Here is a 15,404-nt window from a genome sequence, read left to right on the forward strand (position 1 = left end):
CGACGCCCCCACGCTGGCCGCCGCGGTGAACGTCTCGTCCTTCAACGTCGGCATCACCGCCGGTCCCTGGCTGGGCGGCCTGGCCATCGACGCGGGCCTCGGCTACCCGTCGGTGGCCTGGATCGGCGCCGCGCTCGGGGTCACCGCCCTGGCGGCGGTGTCGCTGGCGGCGCTCCTGCACAGCAGGACGAGTCCGGCCGTTCCGGAAATCCGTGAGATACCTTCGACGCTATGAAGCTGGCGAGCATCTCCCTCTATCCCGTCAAGTCGGCGGCTGGGCACGACGTGCCGGAGGCCGAGGTCCAGCCGTGGGGGCTGGCAGGCGACCGGCGCCACCTCATCACCGACGCGGGCGGCGAAATCCTCACCGCGCGGGAGGAGCCGCGCCTGCTGGCCTGTGTCCCGGTGCTCGACGGGGAGGTGCTCACGCTCACCGGCCCGCACGCCGAGCCCCTGCGGGTCGTGGCCGGCACGGCCCACTCGACGGTGGACGTCTGGGGCGACCCGGTGCGGCTCACCGACTGCGGCGACGAGGCCGCCGCGTGGCTGTCGGCGCTGGCGGGGCGGCCGGTCAGGCTGCGGTGGCTGGACGACCCGACGCGCCGCCCGGTCGACCCGGCGTACGGACAGCCGGACGACCGGGTGAGCCTCGCCGACGCCTATCCGCTGCTGCTCACCTCGACCGCCTCCCTCGACCGGCTGCGCGACTGGATCGCCGAGACCGCCCTCGAGCGCGGCGAGGAGCCACCCGAGCCGTTGCCGATGCGCCGGTTCCGGCCGAACGTGGTGGTCGAGGGGGCGGCGGAGCCGTTCGCCGAGGACGAGTGGAAGCGCGTGCGCATCGGCGAGGTGGTCTTCCGGGTGACCAAGGGGTGCGATCGATGTGTGCTGACCACAGTCGACACGGTGACGTACACCAAGGGCAAGGAGCCCATCCGCACGCTCTCCCGTCACCGGAAATGGGATGGGAAGGTATGGTTCGGGATCAACCTGATCCCGGACCGGCCCGGGCGGATCACGCAGGGGGATCCGGTCGTAGTTCTCTGAAATGTCGCGAAAAGACGGGATTTCTGCATTAAAAAAGGCCCACAATCCCCTTTGGGGTGATGTTGGGGGCTATGGGAAACTTCACCAGTGACCAGTGCCCCCGAGAAGACCGCGGTCTCGTCCCCTGACCGGATCCGTGCCGTCCAGCGGCGCACGCTGGCGGTGCTGTCCGCGGCGCAGATCGTGGGAGGCGTGGGCGTGGCCGTCGGGCTCGCCCTCAGCTCCGTCGTGGTGGACCGGCTGTCGGGCTCCACGGTGATCAGCGGCTTCGCAGGCACGGCGACCGTGCTGGGCGCGGCGTTACTCGCCCTGCCGACGGCCAAGGCGTCCGGCAGCGGCGGGCGGCGCGCCGGGCTGTCGCTGGCGTACGGGGCGGCGCTGACCGGCTGCGCCATCTCGGTGCTCGCGATCACCCTGGGCTCCTGGCCGCTGCTGCTGGCCGGGCTCGTGCTGGTGGGCGGCGGGAGCGCGGGCAGCCTGGCCGCCCGCTACGCCGCCACCGACCTGTCGCCCCGTGACCGGTCGGCCCGGCACCTGTCGCTGGTCGTGTGGGCCGCGACGATCGGCTCGGTGGCCGGCCCGAACCTGGCCAAGCCCGCCGACCAGATCGGCATGCGGCTGGGCATGGTCCAGACGGCGGGGCCGTTCGCGTTCGCGGCGCTGGCCTTCGCCCTGGCGCTGGCCGTGGTGCTGTTCCTGCTGCGGCCCGACCCGCTCACGCTCGCCCGCTCCCAGAACGGCTCCCAGCCCGCCGGGCCCGGGCGCAATCGGACGATCCGTACCGCCTGGCAGGTCCTGCGCACCACCCCGACGGCCCGCCGCGCGCTCGTCATGATCGCGGTCAGCCACACGGCGATGGTGTCGGTCATGTCGATGACCCCGGTCAAGCTCCACCACGACGGCTCCAACCTCGACGTCATCGGCCTCGTGATCAGCCTGCACATCGCCGGCATGTACGTGCTGTCGCCGGTCGTCGGCTGGCTGGCCGACAAGGCGGGCAAGGTGCCCGTGCTGCTGCTCGGCACGGTGCTGCTGCTCGCCTCCGCCGCCCTGGCCGGCACGGCGGGGCACCGGGTGTGGCAGGTGACGGCGGCGCTGGTGCTGCTCGGGCTGGGCTGGTCGTGCGGCCTGGTCGCCGGCTCGGCGCTGGTCACGGAGTCGGTCGCCTTCGACCGGCGCCCCGCCGTCCAGGGCCTGTCCGACCTCCTGATGAACGTCTGCGGCGCCACGGGAACGGTCGTCGCCGGCGCCATCGTGGGCGTCCTCGGCTACCCCACGCTCGGTCTCGTCGTCGGCGTCATGGTCGGCGCCGCCGGCCTCTGGCTGGCCCTCACCCGCGCCCGCTCCACTCCCGCGGCATGAGTCACCTCGATCAGACCGGCCCCTCCCCGCGGTAGGCCACGGCGTTCCTGGGCAGGCGTCGATGACATGTCGTCACGCACGGGGCGGAAGTGAGCGATCATGCCGGGGGTTCTCGTCACGGGGGCGAGTGTCGCGGGTCCGGCGCTGGCCTACTGGCTGGCTCGGGGCGGCTGGGAGGTCACGGTCGTCGAGCGCTTCGACGGCCTGCGCGACACCGGCCAGAACATCGACATCCGCGGCGCCGGCCGGCACGTCATCCGCCGCATGGGCCTGGAGGAAGAGGTGAAGGCCGCGGGCACAGGCGAGACGGGCACCGAGATCGTGGACGACGACGGCAGGTGCGTGGCCTACCTGCCCAAGGGACAGGACGACTCGGGCGGGATGACCGCCGAGGTGGAGATCCTGCGCGGCGACCTGGCGCGGCTGCTGTACCGGCGGACGGCCCACAGCGCGCGCTACGTGTTCGGCGACGAGATCGCCGGGCTCGTGGAACGTTCCAGCCATGTGGACGTCGACTTCAGCAGCGGGGCCCGGGAGAGCTTCGACCTCGTGGTCGTCGCCGAAGGCATGACCTCCCGCACCCGCCGCCTGGTGTTCCCGGACGCCGTACCGCGGTATCTCGGCCTGTGCCTCGTCTACACCACCGTCCCGCGCATCGCCGCGGACACCGACCGGTGGCGCTGGTACCACCCCGGCGGGGGCCGCGCGGTCACGCTGCGGCCCGACAACCACGGCACGATCCGCGCGACCCTGTCCTTCCTGAGCGACGCTCCCGGACCGGCGAACCTGCCTGCCGCGGAGCAGGAGCGTCTGCTGCGCCGCATCTTCCAGGACGCCGGATGGGAGACGCCACGCGTCCTCGACGCGATCGACGCCTCGCCCTTCTACTTCGAAGCGGTCGGCCAGATCCGGCTCCCGTCGTGGAGCAAGGGACGCGTCGCGGTGGTCGGCGACGCCGCCTACTGCGCGTCCCCTCTCAGCGGCATGGGCACCACCCTCGCCCTCACCGGCGCCTACGTCCTGGCCGGCGAGCTGTTCGCCGCCGCCGGCCACCGCACCGCGTTCGCTCGTTACGAGGCCCTGATGCGCCCCTACGCGCACAGCGCGCAGAACCTCGTGCCAGGCTTTCCCCGGATCGCCCATCCGCGATCACGACTCGGCGTGCGTTCCCTGCGGGCCGCGACGAGGCTGGCCACGAGCCCGGCCGTGCGGAAAGCCGTGCGACAGGCGAGCGCGCTCTTCCCGCACCCCGCCGAGAAGATCGACCTTCCCCACTACGCGTGACCCGCTCAAGCGGCGGTCACTTGGCGTCGGAGTAGGAGCCGACGGCGACGGCTTCCATCGGGAAGCGGACGGGGGTGGCGCCGAAGAGCAGGCGGCTGGCCTCGGCGGCTGCTTGCGACACGGCGGCGATCACCTCGTCCGCCTGCTCCAGCGGGCAGTGCACCATCACCTCGTCGTGCTGGAAGAACACCAGCCGGGCCGGCTCCGGCAGCAGCCCGCGCAGCACCGCCAGCAGCGCCAGCGCCCACTCCGCGGCCGTGCCCTGCACGACGAAGTTGCGGGTGAAGCGCCCGCGGTCGCGGGCCGCCCGACCGCCCTCGGGCCCCGACACCAGCTCGCGCCAGCGCTGCGACGGCGGCGGGCACGTGCGTCCCAGCCACGACCGGACGAGCCGCCCCTCCTCCCCCGCCTTGGCGGCGTCCTCCACGAACTGGTACGCCTTCGGGAAGCGCTGCCGCATCACGGCCAGCAGCTTGGAGGCGTCGCCGCTGGTGCCGCCGTACATGGCGGACAGCATCGCGATCTTGGCGTTGGCCCGCTCGCCCCCGAACGACTGCGCCAGCGCCGCGTACAGGTCGATCTCGCCGGCCGCTCCGGCCAGGCCCTGGTCGCCGGCCATCGCGGCCAGCACCCGCGGCTCCAGCTGGGCCGCGTCGGCGACGACCAGGGCCCAGCCGTCGTCGGCCATCACCACCCGCCGCATCACCTTGGGGATCTGCAGCGCCCCGCCCCCGTTGGTGGCCCACCGGCCGGAGACGACGCCGCCCACCACGTATTCGGGACGGAACCGCCCGCCGCGCACCCACTGGTCGGCCCACACCCACCCATGGGCGCTGAACAGCCGCGCCAGCTCCTTGTAGGCGAGCAGCGGCGTCACCGCCGGGTGGTCGACGCGCTTGAGCTCCCACGACCGGGTCGTCTTCAGCGCCACCCCCGCACCCTTGAACGCCTTGACCAGCTGCTGCACGGAGTCGGGGTTGACGGCGTGGCCGAAGGCCGCCGCCACCTCGTCGGCCAGCGCCTGCAGCTTGGCCGGCCGCATGCCGTGGACCGGACGCGGCCCGAGCAGCTCCGTCAGCAGCGCGTCGTGCACGTCTTTGCGCCACGGCATGCCCTCGTGGGACATCTCGGCCGCCACCAGCGCGCCGGCCGACTCGGCCGCCACCAGCAGCCGGAACCGGCCCGGCTCGGGCAGCGCCGCGACGCGCCCGAGCTGGTCGGCCAGCACCTCGGCGACCGCCTCCGCGGCCGGCGGCTCGGGCGCGAACAGCGTGCCGGCCGCGCTCGGCTGCTCCTCCGGCACCGGCAGCCCGCGCAGCCGGGCATGCGCGGCCCTGGCCGAGCGGGGCTCGCCGTGAAGGCCCTCGTAGGCGAGCAGCAGGCCCTCGGTCAGCGCGACGTCGTGGCAGCGCGCGACCCGCACCCCCCGCTCAAGCAGCGGTGTGTACGTCTCCCGTGTGTCGGCCCACACCCACCGCGGCCGCTCGGCGGCCTCCAGCTCACGCACGGCCTCGGCGAGATCGGCGGGACGCCGGGGCGTGCCTCCGACCGGCAGCACCGTCTCCCCCGCGACCACGACATACACGTGTCCAGGGTGCCAAACGCCACCGACAGAAACTCAGGCGAGGCGGATGCGGACCTCGTCCTCCAGCGGCGGTTCGAGCTCCTGGGCCAGGCAGCCGGTGGCGGCGAAGCACCGCAGGGTCAGTTCCCCGGGGGTGACCGTGGCGTGCAGGAACTGCTTGAAGAACGGCGGTGTGTCCCAGTCGGACAGCTCCGACAGGTAGCGGTGGAACACCCGGTCCACCGGCAGCCGCAGCGGCCACGGCCAGGCCCCCAGCAGCCGTGCCGCCCACCGCATCCGCCGGGTGATCGTGACCGGGCCCTCCGGGGTGCGCACCGGCTCGTTCCTGATCTGCTCGGACATGATGCAGGCCGCCTCGGCGGGGGTCAGATAGAGCCACTTCATCCGCAGCCGTTTCGCGTACAGCTGGCTGTAGAACGACAGCGAGTCGCCGCGCAGCGGGTAGCAGCGGAAGTCGTCCTCGTGCACCCCGCCGACGTCCACGCGGCGGATGGTGTGCGTCGCGTGCATGAACGCCCCGCCGCCGCCGGTCACGATGTACTGGATGACCCGGTCGCCGACCTTGACCGGATAGCGCTGGTAGTTGTGCACGTCGCCGCCGATGGCCGCGACGTACCGGTGCGCCGGGTCGCGCACGATGTCGTCGATCGTGCCGCCTTCTTCCAGCGGGGACGGTTTGTAGGCGTTGGCGGTGTAGATGGGCTTCCCGGTCACCAGGACCTTGGGCCTAGGGTCCTGCGAGATCCGCCGCAGCCAGGCCGTCTGGTCCCGGTCGATGACGTTCCTGATGCCGGTGTCGACCCCCACGACCAGCAGGTCGTCACTCTCGATCACCCAGTACGGCCCCGGCTGCGTCGCCTGCTGGGTGGGCTTGCCGCGCATCGAGCGCGCCTCGGCCAGCCGGGCCTCGTCGATCGTCTCCGGCCTGCGCCACAGCAGCCCGCGCAGCCCCCGGTCGGGCTTGGGCTTCAGCGGCGGCGCGTCGCAGAAGACCCGCATGAACCCGCCGAGCCCGTCGTACCAGTCGTGGTTGCCGGGGATGGCGTAAATAGGGGCGTCATAGTCCTTGTACGGACGGAAGAACTTGTCGCCGTACTCGTTGCCCGATCCCGTCGGATAGACGACGTCGCTCGCGATGATGGCGAACGCCGTTTGTTCGCCCATTCTCAGCATTCCGGGGACGACGGCGTACTGGGACGCGTCTCCTTCGCCGGTGTCACCCAGCAAGAGGAAACTGAAATTTCCCTCGACGGGTGGCTTGATGCGAAATTCCGGATCTATCCCACGGGCTTCCTGGGACTCCACCCATCGTGCCCGCACCTCACCGGAAGGATCTCCGAACAGGCCCGCGAGCACCTCGTTCCTCGACCGCCAGAGCGTGCGCAGATTGAGCCACGAGAAGCCCTGTTTGTCGGGTCTGAGCTGGGCGAACGTACCGACCTGGGCACAGGTCCACCCCGCCCCCTCCTCCGACACCCTGGACGAAAGCTGCTTTCCCCGTTCAGCCGCGACTTCCACCATGACCACATCTTTACCGTGATCTACCTTTCACGCACCTTGAACGCTCCGTACCGCCGAGAACACAGAAGGTGTTTCATGGTGTAGCCTCATGCCCCCAAGCAAGCGGTTGGGCCGCCGAAGGAGGCTCCCATGATCCGTAAAGGCTCGGACGACGCGACGCGCAAGGGCACCTCTGACGTGGAGGCCATCGAGGGATTGCTGGCGTTCGCGATGAACCGGCCGCGATGGGGTGGTTCGTCGGCGGTCAAGAGCGCGAGCGAGGCGGTCGCGCGGAGCCGGGCGCTGGTCAAGGCGTCGCCCGCCGAGCACACGGCCCTGCTGGCCCGCTGCCTGCGCACCAGCGCCAAGCTCCTGCTCGGCCGCGGCCGGGCCACGGAGGCGCTCCCCCTGGCCCAGGAGGCGGTGGCACTCACCCGCTCGATCGGCGGCGCCCCCCTGGTGATGGCCCTGGGCTGCCTGGCCGAAGCACTCGACGCCCTCAACCGCCACACGGAAGCCGCCGCCACGCTCGCCGAAGCCGAGTCCCTCGCCCGGTCCGACTGACCCGCCGTCATCATCAGGCGCCATCCCCGGCACGACCTCGCGCACCACACGCCCGGAGGGCGGCCGGGCGTGCTCGCCCCGCCCGGCCTACCGGCGATCCTGATCTCGCGGGCGCCACGGCCGCGGGTGGTCAGTCACGGGGGATGAGGGCGCCGGGGTTGAGGATGCCGGCGGGGTCGAGCTCCGCCTTCACGGCGCGCAGGACGGCCGTGCCCAGGGGGCCGATCTCGGTGGCGTAGGCGTCGCGGTGGTCGCGGCCGACGCCGTGGTGGTGCGTGATCGTGCCCCCCGCATCCACGATCGCCGTGTTGACCGCCGCCTTGGCCCGCGCCCACTGGGCGACGGGGTCTTCGTCCTGTGGGGTGACGACGGTGAAGTAGAGCGAGGCGCCGGTCTCGTACACGTGCGAGACGTGGCACATGACGAGCGGCGAGCCGAGCGCGCCGAGCAGCGCCAGGCGGACGGCGTCGTAGAGCCGGGGCAGGTTCGACCAGAAGCCGGCCGTCTCCAGCGTCTCGACGGTGGCTCCGGCGGCGAGCAGCGAGTCCCGCAGGTACGGCGCCGAGAAGCGCCCGTGCTTCCACGACTCCCCCGGCTCCGCGCCCAGCGGCTGCCCGCCCATCCGTGCCAGCACGGCGGAGGCGGCGGCGTGCCGGGCCCCCACCCGCTCCCCCTCGTACCCGGCGATCAGCAGGCACCCGCCGGAGACGCCCGGCCCGCCGGAGCCCGCAGAGCCGGCGGGCTCGTTCGAGCCGGTGGAGCCGATCGTGTCCGGTCTGGACAGGCCGATCAGGGTTTCGGTCTCGTCCGAGAGTCTGAGCACCGCCGGGAGCGGGCCGTCCTGGGCGAGCGCCCGCATGGCCGCCGTCCCCTCCGCGAACGACGCGAACCGCCAGCCTTCGTACCGCCGTTCGGCGGGTGCCCGCCGCACGCGCAGCCGCAGCGACGTGATCACCCCGAACGCGCCCTCCGAGCCGAGGACGAGCTGGCGCAGGTCGGGCCCGGCCGCCGACTTGGGGGCGCGGCCGAGCTCCAGGGTGCCGGCCGGAGCGGCCAGGGTGAGGCCGACGACCATGTCGTCGAAGCGCCCGTACCCGGCCGAGGCCTGCCCGCTGGAGCGGGCCGCCGCGAAGCCGCCGAGCGTGGCGTACTCGAAGGACTGCGGGAAGTGCCCGAGGGTGAGGCCGTGTGCGGCGAGCAGCCGCTCGGCGTCGGGCGCGCGCACGCCCGACTCGAACTCGGCCACCCTCGACCCGGCGTCCACCGACCGCAGCCGGTCGAGCCGGCGCAGGTCGAGCGCGACGACGCCGGCGAACCCGTCCCCGGCGGCGGCGAGCCCGCCGACGACCGAGGTGCCGCCGCCGAACGGCACCACCGCGATCCGCTCCCGCGAGCACAGCCGCAGCAGCTCGGCGACCTCGTCGTGCGAGCCGGGCAGTACCACCGCGTCGGGCGCGTCCGAGCCGTCCCCGGCGCGCATGCGCAGCAGGTCGGGGGTGGACTTGCCGCGCGTGCGGCGGACGCGGTCCTCGTGCCCGGTCAGCACGTGCTCCGCGCCGACGACCTCGGTGAGCGCCTCCAGCAGCGGCTCGACGAGTGCGACCGGCGCGAGCCGTACCGACTCCAAGGTGGCGGCGGGGGTCTGCGGGGCGCGCACGCCGAGCAGGTCGCGCAGCAGCCCGCGCACCGGTTCGGGCAGCTCGCGGGCCTGGGCGGGGTCGCCCCAGCCGGACCACAGCATGGGTTCTCCAGTCACCCTTACACTGTGACATATGGCGTCGATTCGTCACAATGAGGGCGTCCTGGACGCGGCCCGCGACTGCGTGCTCGCCTACGGTGTGCGCAGGACGACGCTCACCGACGTGGCCCGCCGCGCCGGGGTGTCGCGGATGACGCTCTACCGCCGCTGGTCCGACGTGCGCTCGCTGGTCGCCGACGTGATGACCAGGGAGTGGGTACGCGTGGTGGCCGGGCTGGACATGTCCGACCCGGTGCGCGCGGTCGTGACGGGCGTGCGCGAGCTGCGCGCCCACCCGTTGTGGCGCAAGATCGTGGAAGCCGATCCCGAGCTGCTGCTGCCGTACCTGCTGGAACGCCGCGGGGCCGCCCACGAGGCGATGCTCGACCTGCTCGGGAGCGCCGTCTGCGACGCTCGCAAGGCAAGGGCGGTGCTGCTGGTCGCCCAGTCGTTCCTGCTGTCGGCGCCCACCATGCTGGACCCCGTCACCATGGACGAGCTCGACGCCGAGCTCACCGCCCTCCTGGAGGCCTACCTTGGATAGCTCGCTGAACGCCGCCCGACGCACCCGCGAGCTGCGCCGGGTCGCCGAGGAACGCCTCGACGTGCTGGTGGTCGGCCTGGGCGCGACCGGCGCGGGCGCGGCCCTGGACGCCGCCTCACGAGGTCTGCGGGTGGCCGCCATCGACGCGCACGACCTCGCCTTCGGCACCTCGCGGTGGAGCTCGAAGCTGGTCCACGGCGGCCTGCGCTACCTCGCCAAGGGACAGGTCGGCGTCGCGTACGAGAGCGCGGTCGAGCGCGGGATCCTGCTGCGCCGCACGGCGCCGCACCTGGCCGGGGCGCACCCGTACGCGCTGCCGCTGACCCCGGCCGTCTCACGGAGGCAGGCGGCGCTGGTGATGGCCGGCTACCGGCTCGGCGACGGGCTGCGCGCGGCCGCCCGCACGCCGCGCCGCCTGCTCCCGGGCCCGACGCTGCTGAGCGCCGCCCGCGCGCACACGCTGGCGCCCGTGCTCAAGCGGGACGGGCTGCGCGGCGCGCTGCTGTCGTGGGACGGCCGGCTGCTCGACGACGCCCGCCTGGTGGTGGCGATCGCGCGCACCGCCGCCGCGCACGGCGCGTACGTGCTGACCCGCTGCCGCGCCCTGCGGCTGACGGGCCGGGGCGCGGACGTGCGCGACGAGCTGACCGGCGAGGAGTTCACCGTCCGCGCCAAGGTCGTGATCAACGCCGCCGGCGTGTGGGCGGACGCCCTCGACCCCCAGGTACGGCTGCGGCCGTCCCGCGGCACCCACCTGGTCCTCGCGCCCGGCACGTTGCCTGGCCTGATCGCGGGCCTGCACGTGCCGATTCCTGGAGAGGTCAACCGGTTCGCCCTGGTGCTCCCGCAACGCGACGGGCGCATCCACGTCGGGCTGACGGACGAGCCGGTGGACGGTCCGGCGCCCGACGTCCCGGAGGTTCCCGACGAGGACGTCAGAACGCTCCTGGAGGTGCTGAACGGGGCCCTTGAGACTCCGGTGACCCCAGAGGCGGTCGCGGGCGCGTACGCGGGTCTCAGGCCCCTTCTGGCGGCCGACGGGCGGACGGCCGACCTGTCCCGCCGGCACGCCGTCCTCCCCGGCGACGGCGTCGTCACCGTCGTCGGAGGAAAGCTCACGACATATCGGCGCATGGCCGAGGACGCGGTGGACCGGGCGGTCGCGCTGGCGGACCTCCGGGCCGGGCGGTGCCGCACGCGGAGGATCCCGCTCACCGGCGCGGGCCCGCAGCCGCCGGGCGTGCCGGCCCGCCTGACCGAGCGGTACGGCTCCGAGGCCGGGGCCGCGTACGAGCTCGTCAAGGCGTACCCCGAGGAGGTCGGGCTCGGTCTGACGGAGGGCGACCTGCTCTGGTCGGTGCTGCACGAGGGCGCCCTCGACACGGACGACCTGCTGGACCGGCGGACCAGGATCGGCCTGGTCAAGCAGGACAGAGAGCGTGCGCTCGCCGCGACACGGGACGTACTGGACCGAACACCCCACCTCTGAGCCCTCGCACCCGTTAGGTTAGTCTTACCTAAGCTCAATTCGGGGGAAGGGGTAGGAGCGTTGGCGAGGAGCTGCGACCATCCGGCAGGCTGCCACACCGGCGCGGTGCCCACGATGGCCAGCGCCACCGTGGGGGCCAGGCTGTGGCTGCTCATCGAGTACCCAGGGCCGTGGCCGTCGCACCTGGAGAGCCTCGCGCTCCCCGGACCGATCGCCGAGCTCGTCCAGCGGGCGCTCGACCGCGGCATCAGACCGCAGCTGATCCGCCGCCCGGGAAGGCGCACCCGTCCGCGGGATCAGGGTCTCCATGTGCTAGTGGCCTACGCGGCGGGCGAGAACCCCTGGTTGGCGCGTGGCGTCGTCGCAGGTCCAGACGATCTTGACCTCGACGCACTGGTGGCGGGAGTGGTCCCGGAGTCCTGCATACTGGAAGACGAGCCGGTATTTCTGGTCTGCACGCACGCCAAGCGCAATGCGTGCTGCGCCCGCATTGGACTACCCCTCGCTCGGTTCCTGGCCGAAAACCTGCCGGACAGAGTGTGGGAAACGTCACACGTTGGCGGCGATCGCTACGCCGCCAACCTCGTGTGCTTGCCACACGGAATTTTCTACGGCAGCATGTCTCAGGCTGCTGCACTGACAGCGGCCAACGCGTACCGGTCGGGCGAGGTCATCCTCGACCGTTACCGGGGACGCGCAGGCATCCCTGAGCCATCGCAAGCCGCGGAGCACTTCGCCCGAGCCCATTCGGGAGAGCGTTCCGTCGGAGCAGTGGCCGTGGAATCCTCGAGGTCGGACGGCGACGTCACCGAAGCCATCGTGCGCTGCGGCGACGTCCGGTTCCAAGTTGTGGTTGAGCCATCGGCGTTCACACCGCCGTGTGGTACGGCTTGCGCCGAGACGATCACGACTTACCGGCTGGTTTCGCTGGACAGGCTCGCGCCTGTGCAGTACGCCACGCCCGCTCTCACCTGACCAGGGAACATCACGGCCCGACCTTGCGTTGGAACAGTGACGCCAAAAGCGTCCAATGCGGCTCAAACACCGAAATACCTCTCACGAAGGTGGTTTTCTCATGTCTCAGGTACGTCGGCAGCTCGCCCGCCCGCGCCCCAGCTGGGGTTGGCAGGATGATGCCGCGTGCCGGGGTGAGGACCTCGTGCTCTTCTTCGGCCCCGATGGGGAGCGGCAGCCCGAGCGTGACGTACGTGAGCGGAAGGCCAAGGCGATCTGCGCCCAGTGCCCCGTCCGCAACGAGTGCCTTGACTACGCGCTGTCCCGGCCCGAGAAGTACGGCACGTGGGGCGGTCTCAACGAGGACGAGCGCGCCAGCGAGCGTCGCCGTCGTATGCGCCGCGCGGCCAGCGCCGGCATCTCCGCAGCCTGACACACCCGGCAGCTATCACCATGCATCGCGTGATCACGCAGTTGTCCCGATGAACCGGATCCTGGCCCGCCATGTCCAGGCTCTGGCGAACCCGGTCGGCGCAACTGCCTGATCAGGCTCTTCAGCGAAACGGCCACCCCACCTCACGGGGTGGCCGTTGTCGTTTCCGCACGCCTGCCTGTCGCTTCCAGAGCGCCGGGCGAACCCTGCGCGCCCTACCTCCAGGGCGTGGCGGCGAGGCGTTCGAACGCGGCGAGCGCATCGGCCGGGTCGAAGCCCGGCAGGCTCTCGCGGATCAGCTCCTCCGTCCTGCGCGCCGCGTCCAGCGCGGCGAGCCGGAGCGCGGCCAGGATCTCCTCGGCCAGCTCCAGGCTGCCGAGCCGCATCGCGCGCTCGCCGATGACGACCTGAAGCACCTTGCCGTCGGCCGCCACGGTGGCCGTGACCTGGCCGCCTGCGGCCTCGCCCGTGCCGGTGACCTCGTCGAGCGCGGCCTGCGCACGCTCGCTCCAGGCGCGGATGCGCTCGGCCTGCTCGGCGTCGCGGGCGAGCTCCTCCGGGCTGATGTCGGCGGGGTTCCTGCGAGGGCCGAACAACCTCGTCACCTCCGGTTCAGCGAAGATTGCGGGCGATCTGGTCGACCCGCTCGCGGATGAAGTCCTCACCCGGTGGCGGCGGCAGGTCGGCTGTGTCGGCCAGGGCGCCGTCCACGATCTGCTTGGTCTGCGTCTCGGCGTCCCGCTGGGCCGCCTGGAGCACTTCCGTGACCTGCCTGCCCAGCGCGCCCGCGCCGAGCCGCATCGCACGCGGGTTCAGGCGCAGCCCGGTGATGCCGCCGCGTCCGTCGGCGGTGGCGCGTACCAGGCCGTCGGCGCTCTCGGCCGTCCCGGCGACCGCCCCGATGCGGGCGCTGGCCTCCTGGAGACGGCGCATCGCGTCCCGTCCCCGTCTGAGGTACAGCTCCGCCTGCTCGACGTCGTCGTGCGGTGAAGGTGTCGGCATCGTTCCGGACTCCGCGCTGCTGGCTGCTGGCAAGGTCAGCCAGTTTACCGAGACGCCGGAGACGGAGTTACATAAGCGACATAGGTCACTGATCTTCATATATCTGCCAATCTCGGCTGATCGGTCCGCTAAGGTGACACGCCATGAGTTCGGGGATGGAGATCGCTCATGGGCAGGTCGCCCGGAACGCGGCGTCACTGCGGATTCACGGCGAAGACTACGCCGCCGCCCTGCAGCGACTGAGAGAACGCGGCTACGGCTGCGGCTCGTGGGGCGACGACACCGGCCTGTTCGCCGCCTTCCACGCCGAGTACAGCCAGTGTGGCGTGTACGCCGCCGAGGCCCTGCTGGGCATCTCCGGCGTGATGGGGCAGACCGGTGACGGCCTCGACATCGCCCGCGGCCGCATCGCCGAGGCCGAGGCGCTCGCCCAGGAGCAGTCGGCGAAGCTGTACCGTGAGCTCCCGCTCTGATGGACGTCACCGTTCCGCCCGAGGTCGACGCCGTCCTGGAGCTGATGGGCGTCCCCTGGCCCAACGTCAGCGTGGACGAGATCCTGGCCGACCGCGACGCCTGGGCCACCGTGCTCGCGGGCGCGGGAGCCTCCGGCGCGGGCGCGCTTGCCGCGGTCGGCGCCACCACCGGGGCGGCGTACCACGGCGTGGCGGCCACCGAGCTGGCCGGCCTGTGGGGCGATCCCGGCGGCGTCGGCCAGCTGCTCGGCCAGGCCGCCTCCGCCGTCCGGTACGTCCCCGCGCTGCTCGACAACGCCGCCTGGCTCACCACCGCCGTGAAGTACGCGGTCGCCGGCGGCGCGGTCTGGACGTCCGCCATGATCGCCCGCGCCATGCTCGTCGGCGGCCCCACCGCGGGGGCGCTGGCGCTGCGCGAGCTTATCCGCGGGCGCATCCTCGTCACCGGCGTCCAGCGCGAAGGGGCCGAGGGCGTCGGCCGCGTGCTGCGGCCCGCGCTCGCCGCCGGCTCCACCGGCAAGTTCCGCAACGTCCTCGACGACCTGCCGCGTCTCGGCATGGGACGCGGGCCGGGCGGAGCCGCGGACGGCGGTCCTCGCGGCATGTCCATCGCCCAGATGGGCCGCTTCCGCAAGAACTCCCCCGGCAAGACGAACTCGGGAACCCGGCACTTCGACACCCAGGACGAAGCCGTCACGGCGGCCAAGAAGGACGCCAAGGACGGCGGGCGCAGCCGGTTCCGCGGGCCGTGCTCCAGCGACGACCACGTGCACGTGGACTACATCAACAAACACGGCGAGGTCAGCCACACCAGGCACTATCCGTGGAAGAAGAAGAAAGACTAGACCGCGGCCGCGGAACCCGATGACGAGCGAGGAAGACTGACGACTGTGGCGAACGAACTGTCGGCGAAGGCCGCTGAGATGGGTGCGGCCATCGTGGAGCACGCGCGCGTCCTGGAGGAGTCGCCCGACGACTACCCGCGCGTGGCCGAGGCCCTCAACCGCCTGCGGTCGGCCGCGCTCGAATACGCCGAGCTGTGCGCCGACAGCACCGGCTGGGGCAACCCGTTCAGCGACCTGGAGGAGGATCGCGAGGACGAGGAGGAGACCGTCGGCGCGGCCGACGGCGCCACCGTCGACGTGGAGGCGCACTACCGGATCCGCGTCAACGACGTCGCCGCCCTGACACGCCTGCTCGGCGAGGCCGCCGCTGACGACGTCCTGGGAGCGCCGTCCGACGTCGTCGCCCAGTTGTTCATGCGGGACGGCTGGGACCCGGCCCAGTACGGCGGCCACCTGCTCACCCTGGTCGACCAGTCGTGGTCGTGCGGCCCGGCCGGCGACGACACCTGACGCCGGGCTGAGGCGCGGTTGGACACCGAGCCGTCATCGGCCGTTTCCCCGCGGTGGGGACGCCGTCGGCCCGG

Annotated in this window: 16 protein-coding genes and 1 pseudogene; 12 read left to right on the forward strand and 5 right to left on the reverse strand. The window is 72.5% G+C overall.

Annotation, left to right across the window (positions count from 1 at the left end; all coding sequences use genetic code 11):
* From E1286_RS09730 to E1286_RS09745, 4 genes and pseudogenes are all read left to right on the forward strand, one after another.
* Window positions 1-235, forward strand: a pseudogene (locus E1286_RS09730) (MFS transporter); the annotation flags it as partial.
* Window positions 232-1,047, forward strand: a complete 816-nt coding sequence (locus tag E1286_RS09735; RefSeq protein WP_132610878.1) for an MOSC domain-containing protein — start codon at window positions 232-234, stop codon at window positions 1,045-1,047. The pseudogene E1286_RS09730 and the gene E1286_RS09735, both read left to right, overlap by 4 nt.
* A gap of 87 nt (window positions 1,048-1,134) precedes the next feature.
* Entirely contained in the window at window positions 1,135-2,409 is a 1,275-nt protein-coding gene (locus tag E1286_RS09740) for an MFS transporter (RefSeq protein WP_246074644.1), read from the forward strand.
* Between the two features lie 99 nt (window positions 2,410-2,508).
* Window positions 2,509-3,693: an FAD-dependent monooxygenase gene (locus E1286_RS09745; RefSeq protein WP_132610880.1), complete on the forward strand. Its 1,185-nt coding sequence runs from the start codon at window positions 2,509-2,511 to the stop codon at window positions 3,691-3,693.
* Window positions 3,694-3,709: 16 nt separating this feature from the next.
* Here E1286_RS09745 and E1286_RS09750 read toward each other — a convergent pair whose 3' ends face one another.
* Complete coding sequence (locus E1286_RS09750; protein ID WP_132610882.1) at window positions 3,710-5,278, reverse strand: bifunctional 3'-5' exonuclease/DNA polymerase; 1,569 nt, start codon at window positions 5,276-5,278, stop codon at window positions 3,710-3,712.
* A 33-nt stretch (window positions 5,279-5,311) separates the two neighbouring features.
* On the reverse strand, window positions 5,312-6,754 hold the full coding sequence (locus tag E1286_RS09755; protein WP_425464746.1) for a metallophosphoesterase family protein: 1,443 nt from the start codon (window positions 6,752-6,754) through the stop codon (window positions 5,312-5,314).
* Between the two features lie 174 nt (window positions 6,755-6,928).
* On the opposite strand from E1286_RS09755, the gene E1286_RS09760 reads away from it, so the two are divergent.
* The gene (locus tag E1286_RS09760; protein WP_132610886.1) at window positions 6,929-7,342 is read left to right on the forward strand and encodes a hypothetical protein; all 414 of its coding nucleotides are present in this window, start codon (window positions 6,929-6,931) and stop codon (window positions 7,340-7,342) included.
* Window positions 7,343-7,472: 130 nt separating this feature from the next.
* Here E1286_RS09760 and E1286_RS09765 read toward each other — a convergent pair whose 3' ends face one another.
* The gene (locus E1286_RS09765) at window positions 7,473-9,083 is read right to left on the reverse strand and encodes an FAD-binding oxidoreductase (protein WP_132611008.1); all 1,611 of its coding nucleotides are present in this window, start codon (window positions 9,081-9,083) and stop codon (window positions 7,473-7,475) included.
* A gap of 31 nt (window positions 9,084-9,114) precedes the next feature.
* Between E1286_RS09765 and E1286_RS09770 the strand changes: the two genes are divergently transcribed.
* From E1286_RS09770 to E1286_RS09785, 4 genes are all read left to right on the forward strand, one after another.
* Window positions 9,115-9,624 (forward strand): TetR/AcrR family transcriptional regulator, encoded by a 510-nt coding sequence (locus E1286_RS09770; protein WP_132610888.1) that lies wholly within the window; start codon window positions 9,115-9,117, stop codon window positions 9,622-9,624.
* Window positions 9,617-11,113, forward strand: coding sequence for a glycerol-3-phosphate dehydrogenase/oxidase (locus E1286_RS09775; RefSeq protein ID WP_132610890.1), 1,497 nt, complete (start codon window positions 9,617-9,619; stop codon window positions 11,111-11,113). The genes E1286_RS09770 and E1286_RS09775 overlap by 8 nt, the downstream gene beginning before the upstream one ends.
* 114 nt (window positions 11,114-11,227) lie before the next feature.
* Complete coding sequence (locus E1286_RS09780; protein WP_246074646.1) at window positions 11,228-12,088, forward strand: sucrase ferredoxin; 861 nt, start codon at window positions 11,228-11,230, stop codon at window positions 12,086-12,088.
* A gap of 100 nt (window positions 12,089-12,188) precedes the next feature.
* Window positions 12,189-12,500 carry a WhiB family transcriptional regulator gene (locus E1286_RS09785; protein WP_080036407.1) on the forward strand — a complete coding sequence of 104 codons (312 nt, stop codon included), beginning with the start codon at window positions 12,189-12,191 and terminating at the stop codon, window positions 12,498-12,500.
* A gap of 215 nt (window positions 12,501-12,715) precedes the next feature.
* On the opposite strand, the gene E1286_RS47730 is transcribed toward E1286_RS09785, so the two are convergent.
* The gene (locus E1286_RS47730; protein WP_165969667.1) at window positions 12,716-13,096 is read right to left on the reverse strand and encodes a YbaB/EbfC family nucleoid-associated protein; all 381 of its coding nucleotides are present in this window, start codon (window positions 13,094-13,096) and stop codon (window positions 12,716-12,718) included.
* Window positions 13,097-13,112: 16 nt separating this feature from the next.
* Window positions 13,113-13,502: a YbaB/EbfC family nucleoid-associated protein gene (locus tag E1286_RS09795; protein WP_165969668.1), complete on the reverse strand. Its 390-nt coding sequence runs from the start codon at window positions 13,500-13,502 to the stop codon at window positions 13,113-13,115.
* A gap of 143 nt (window positions 13,503-13,645) precedes the next feature.
* Between E1286_RS09795 and E1286_RS09800 the strand changes: the two genes are divergently transcribed.
* The 3 genes from E1286_RS09800 to E1286_RS09810 are packed head-to-tail and all read left to right on the forward strand — an operon-like array spanning window position 13,646 to window position 15,330.
* Window positions 13,646-13,975 carry a hypothetical protein gene (locus E1286_RS09800; protein ID WP_132610898.1) on the forward strand — a complete coding sequence of 110 codons (330 nt, stop codon included), beginning with the start codon at window positions 13,646-13,648 and terminating at the stop codon, window positions 13,973-13,975.
* A complete protein-coding gene (locus tag E1286_RS47735; protein ID WP_165969669.1) occupies window positions 13,975-14,820 on the forward strand; it encodes a hypothetical protein in 846 nt (281 codons plus the stop codon). Before E1286_RS09800 ends, E1286_RS47735 begins: the two co-directional genes overlap by 1 nt.
* A gap of 45 nt (window positions 14,821-14,865) precedes the next feature.
* Window positions 14,866-15,330, forward strand: a complete 465-nt coding sequence (locus tag E1286_RS09810; RefSeq protein ID WP_132610900.1) for a hypothetical protein — start codon at window positions 14,866-14,868, stop codon at window positions 15,328-15,330.
* Window positions 15,331-15,404: the final 74 nt, after the last annotated feature.

Origin of the sequence: Nonomuraea terrae, from assembly GCF_004348995.1 — a bacterium.
Lineage (GTDB): Bacteria > Actinomycetota > Actinomycetes > Streptosporangiales > Streptosporangiaceae > Nonomuraea > Nonomuraea terrae.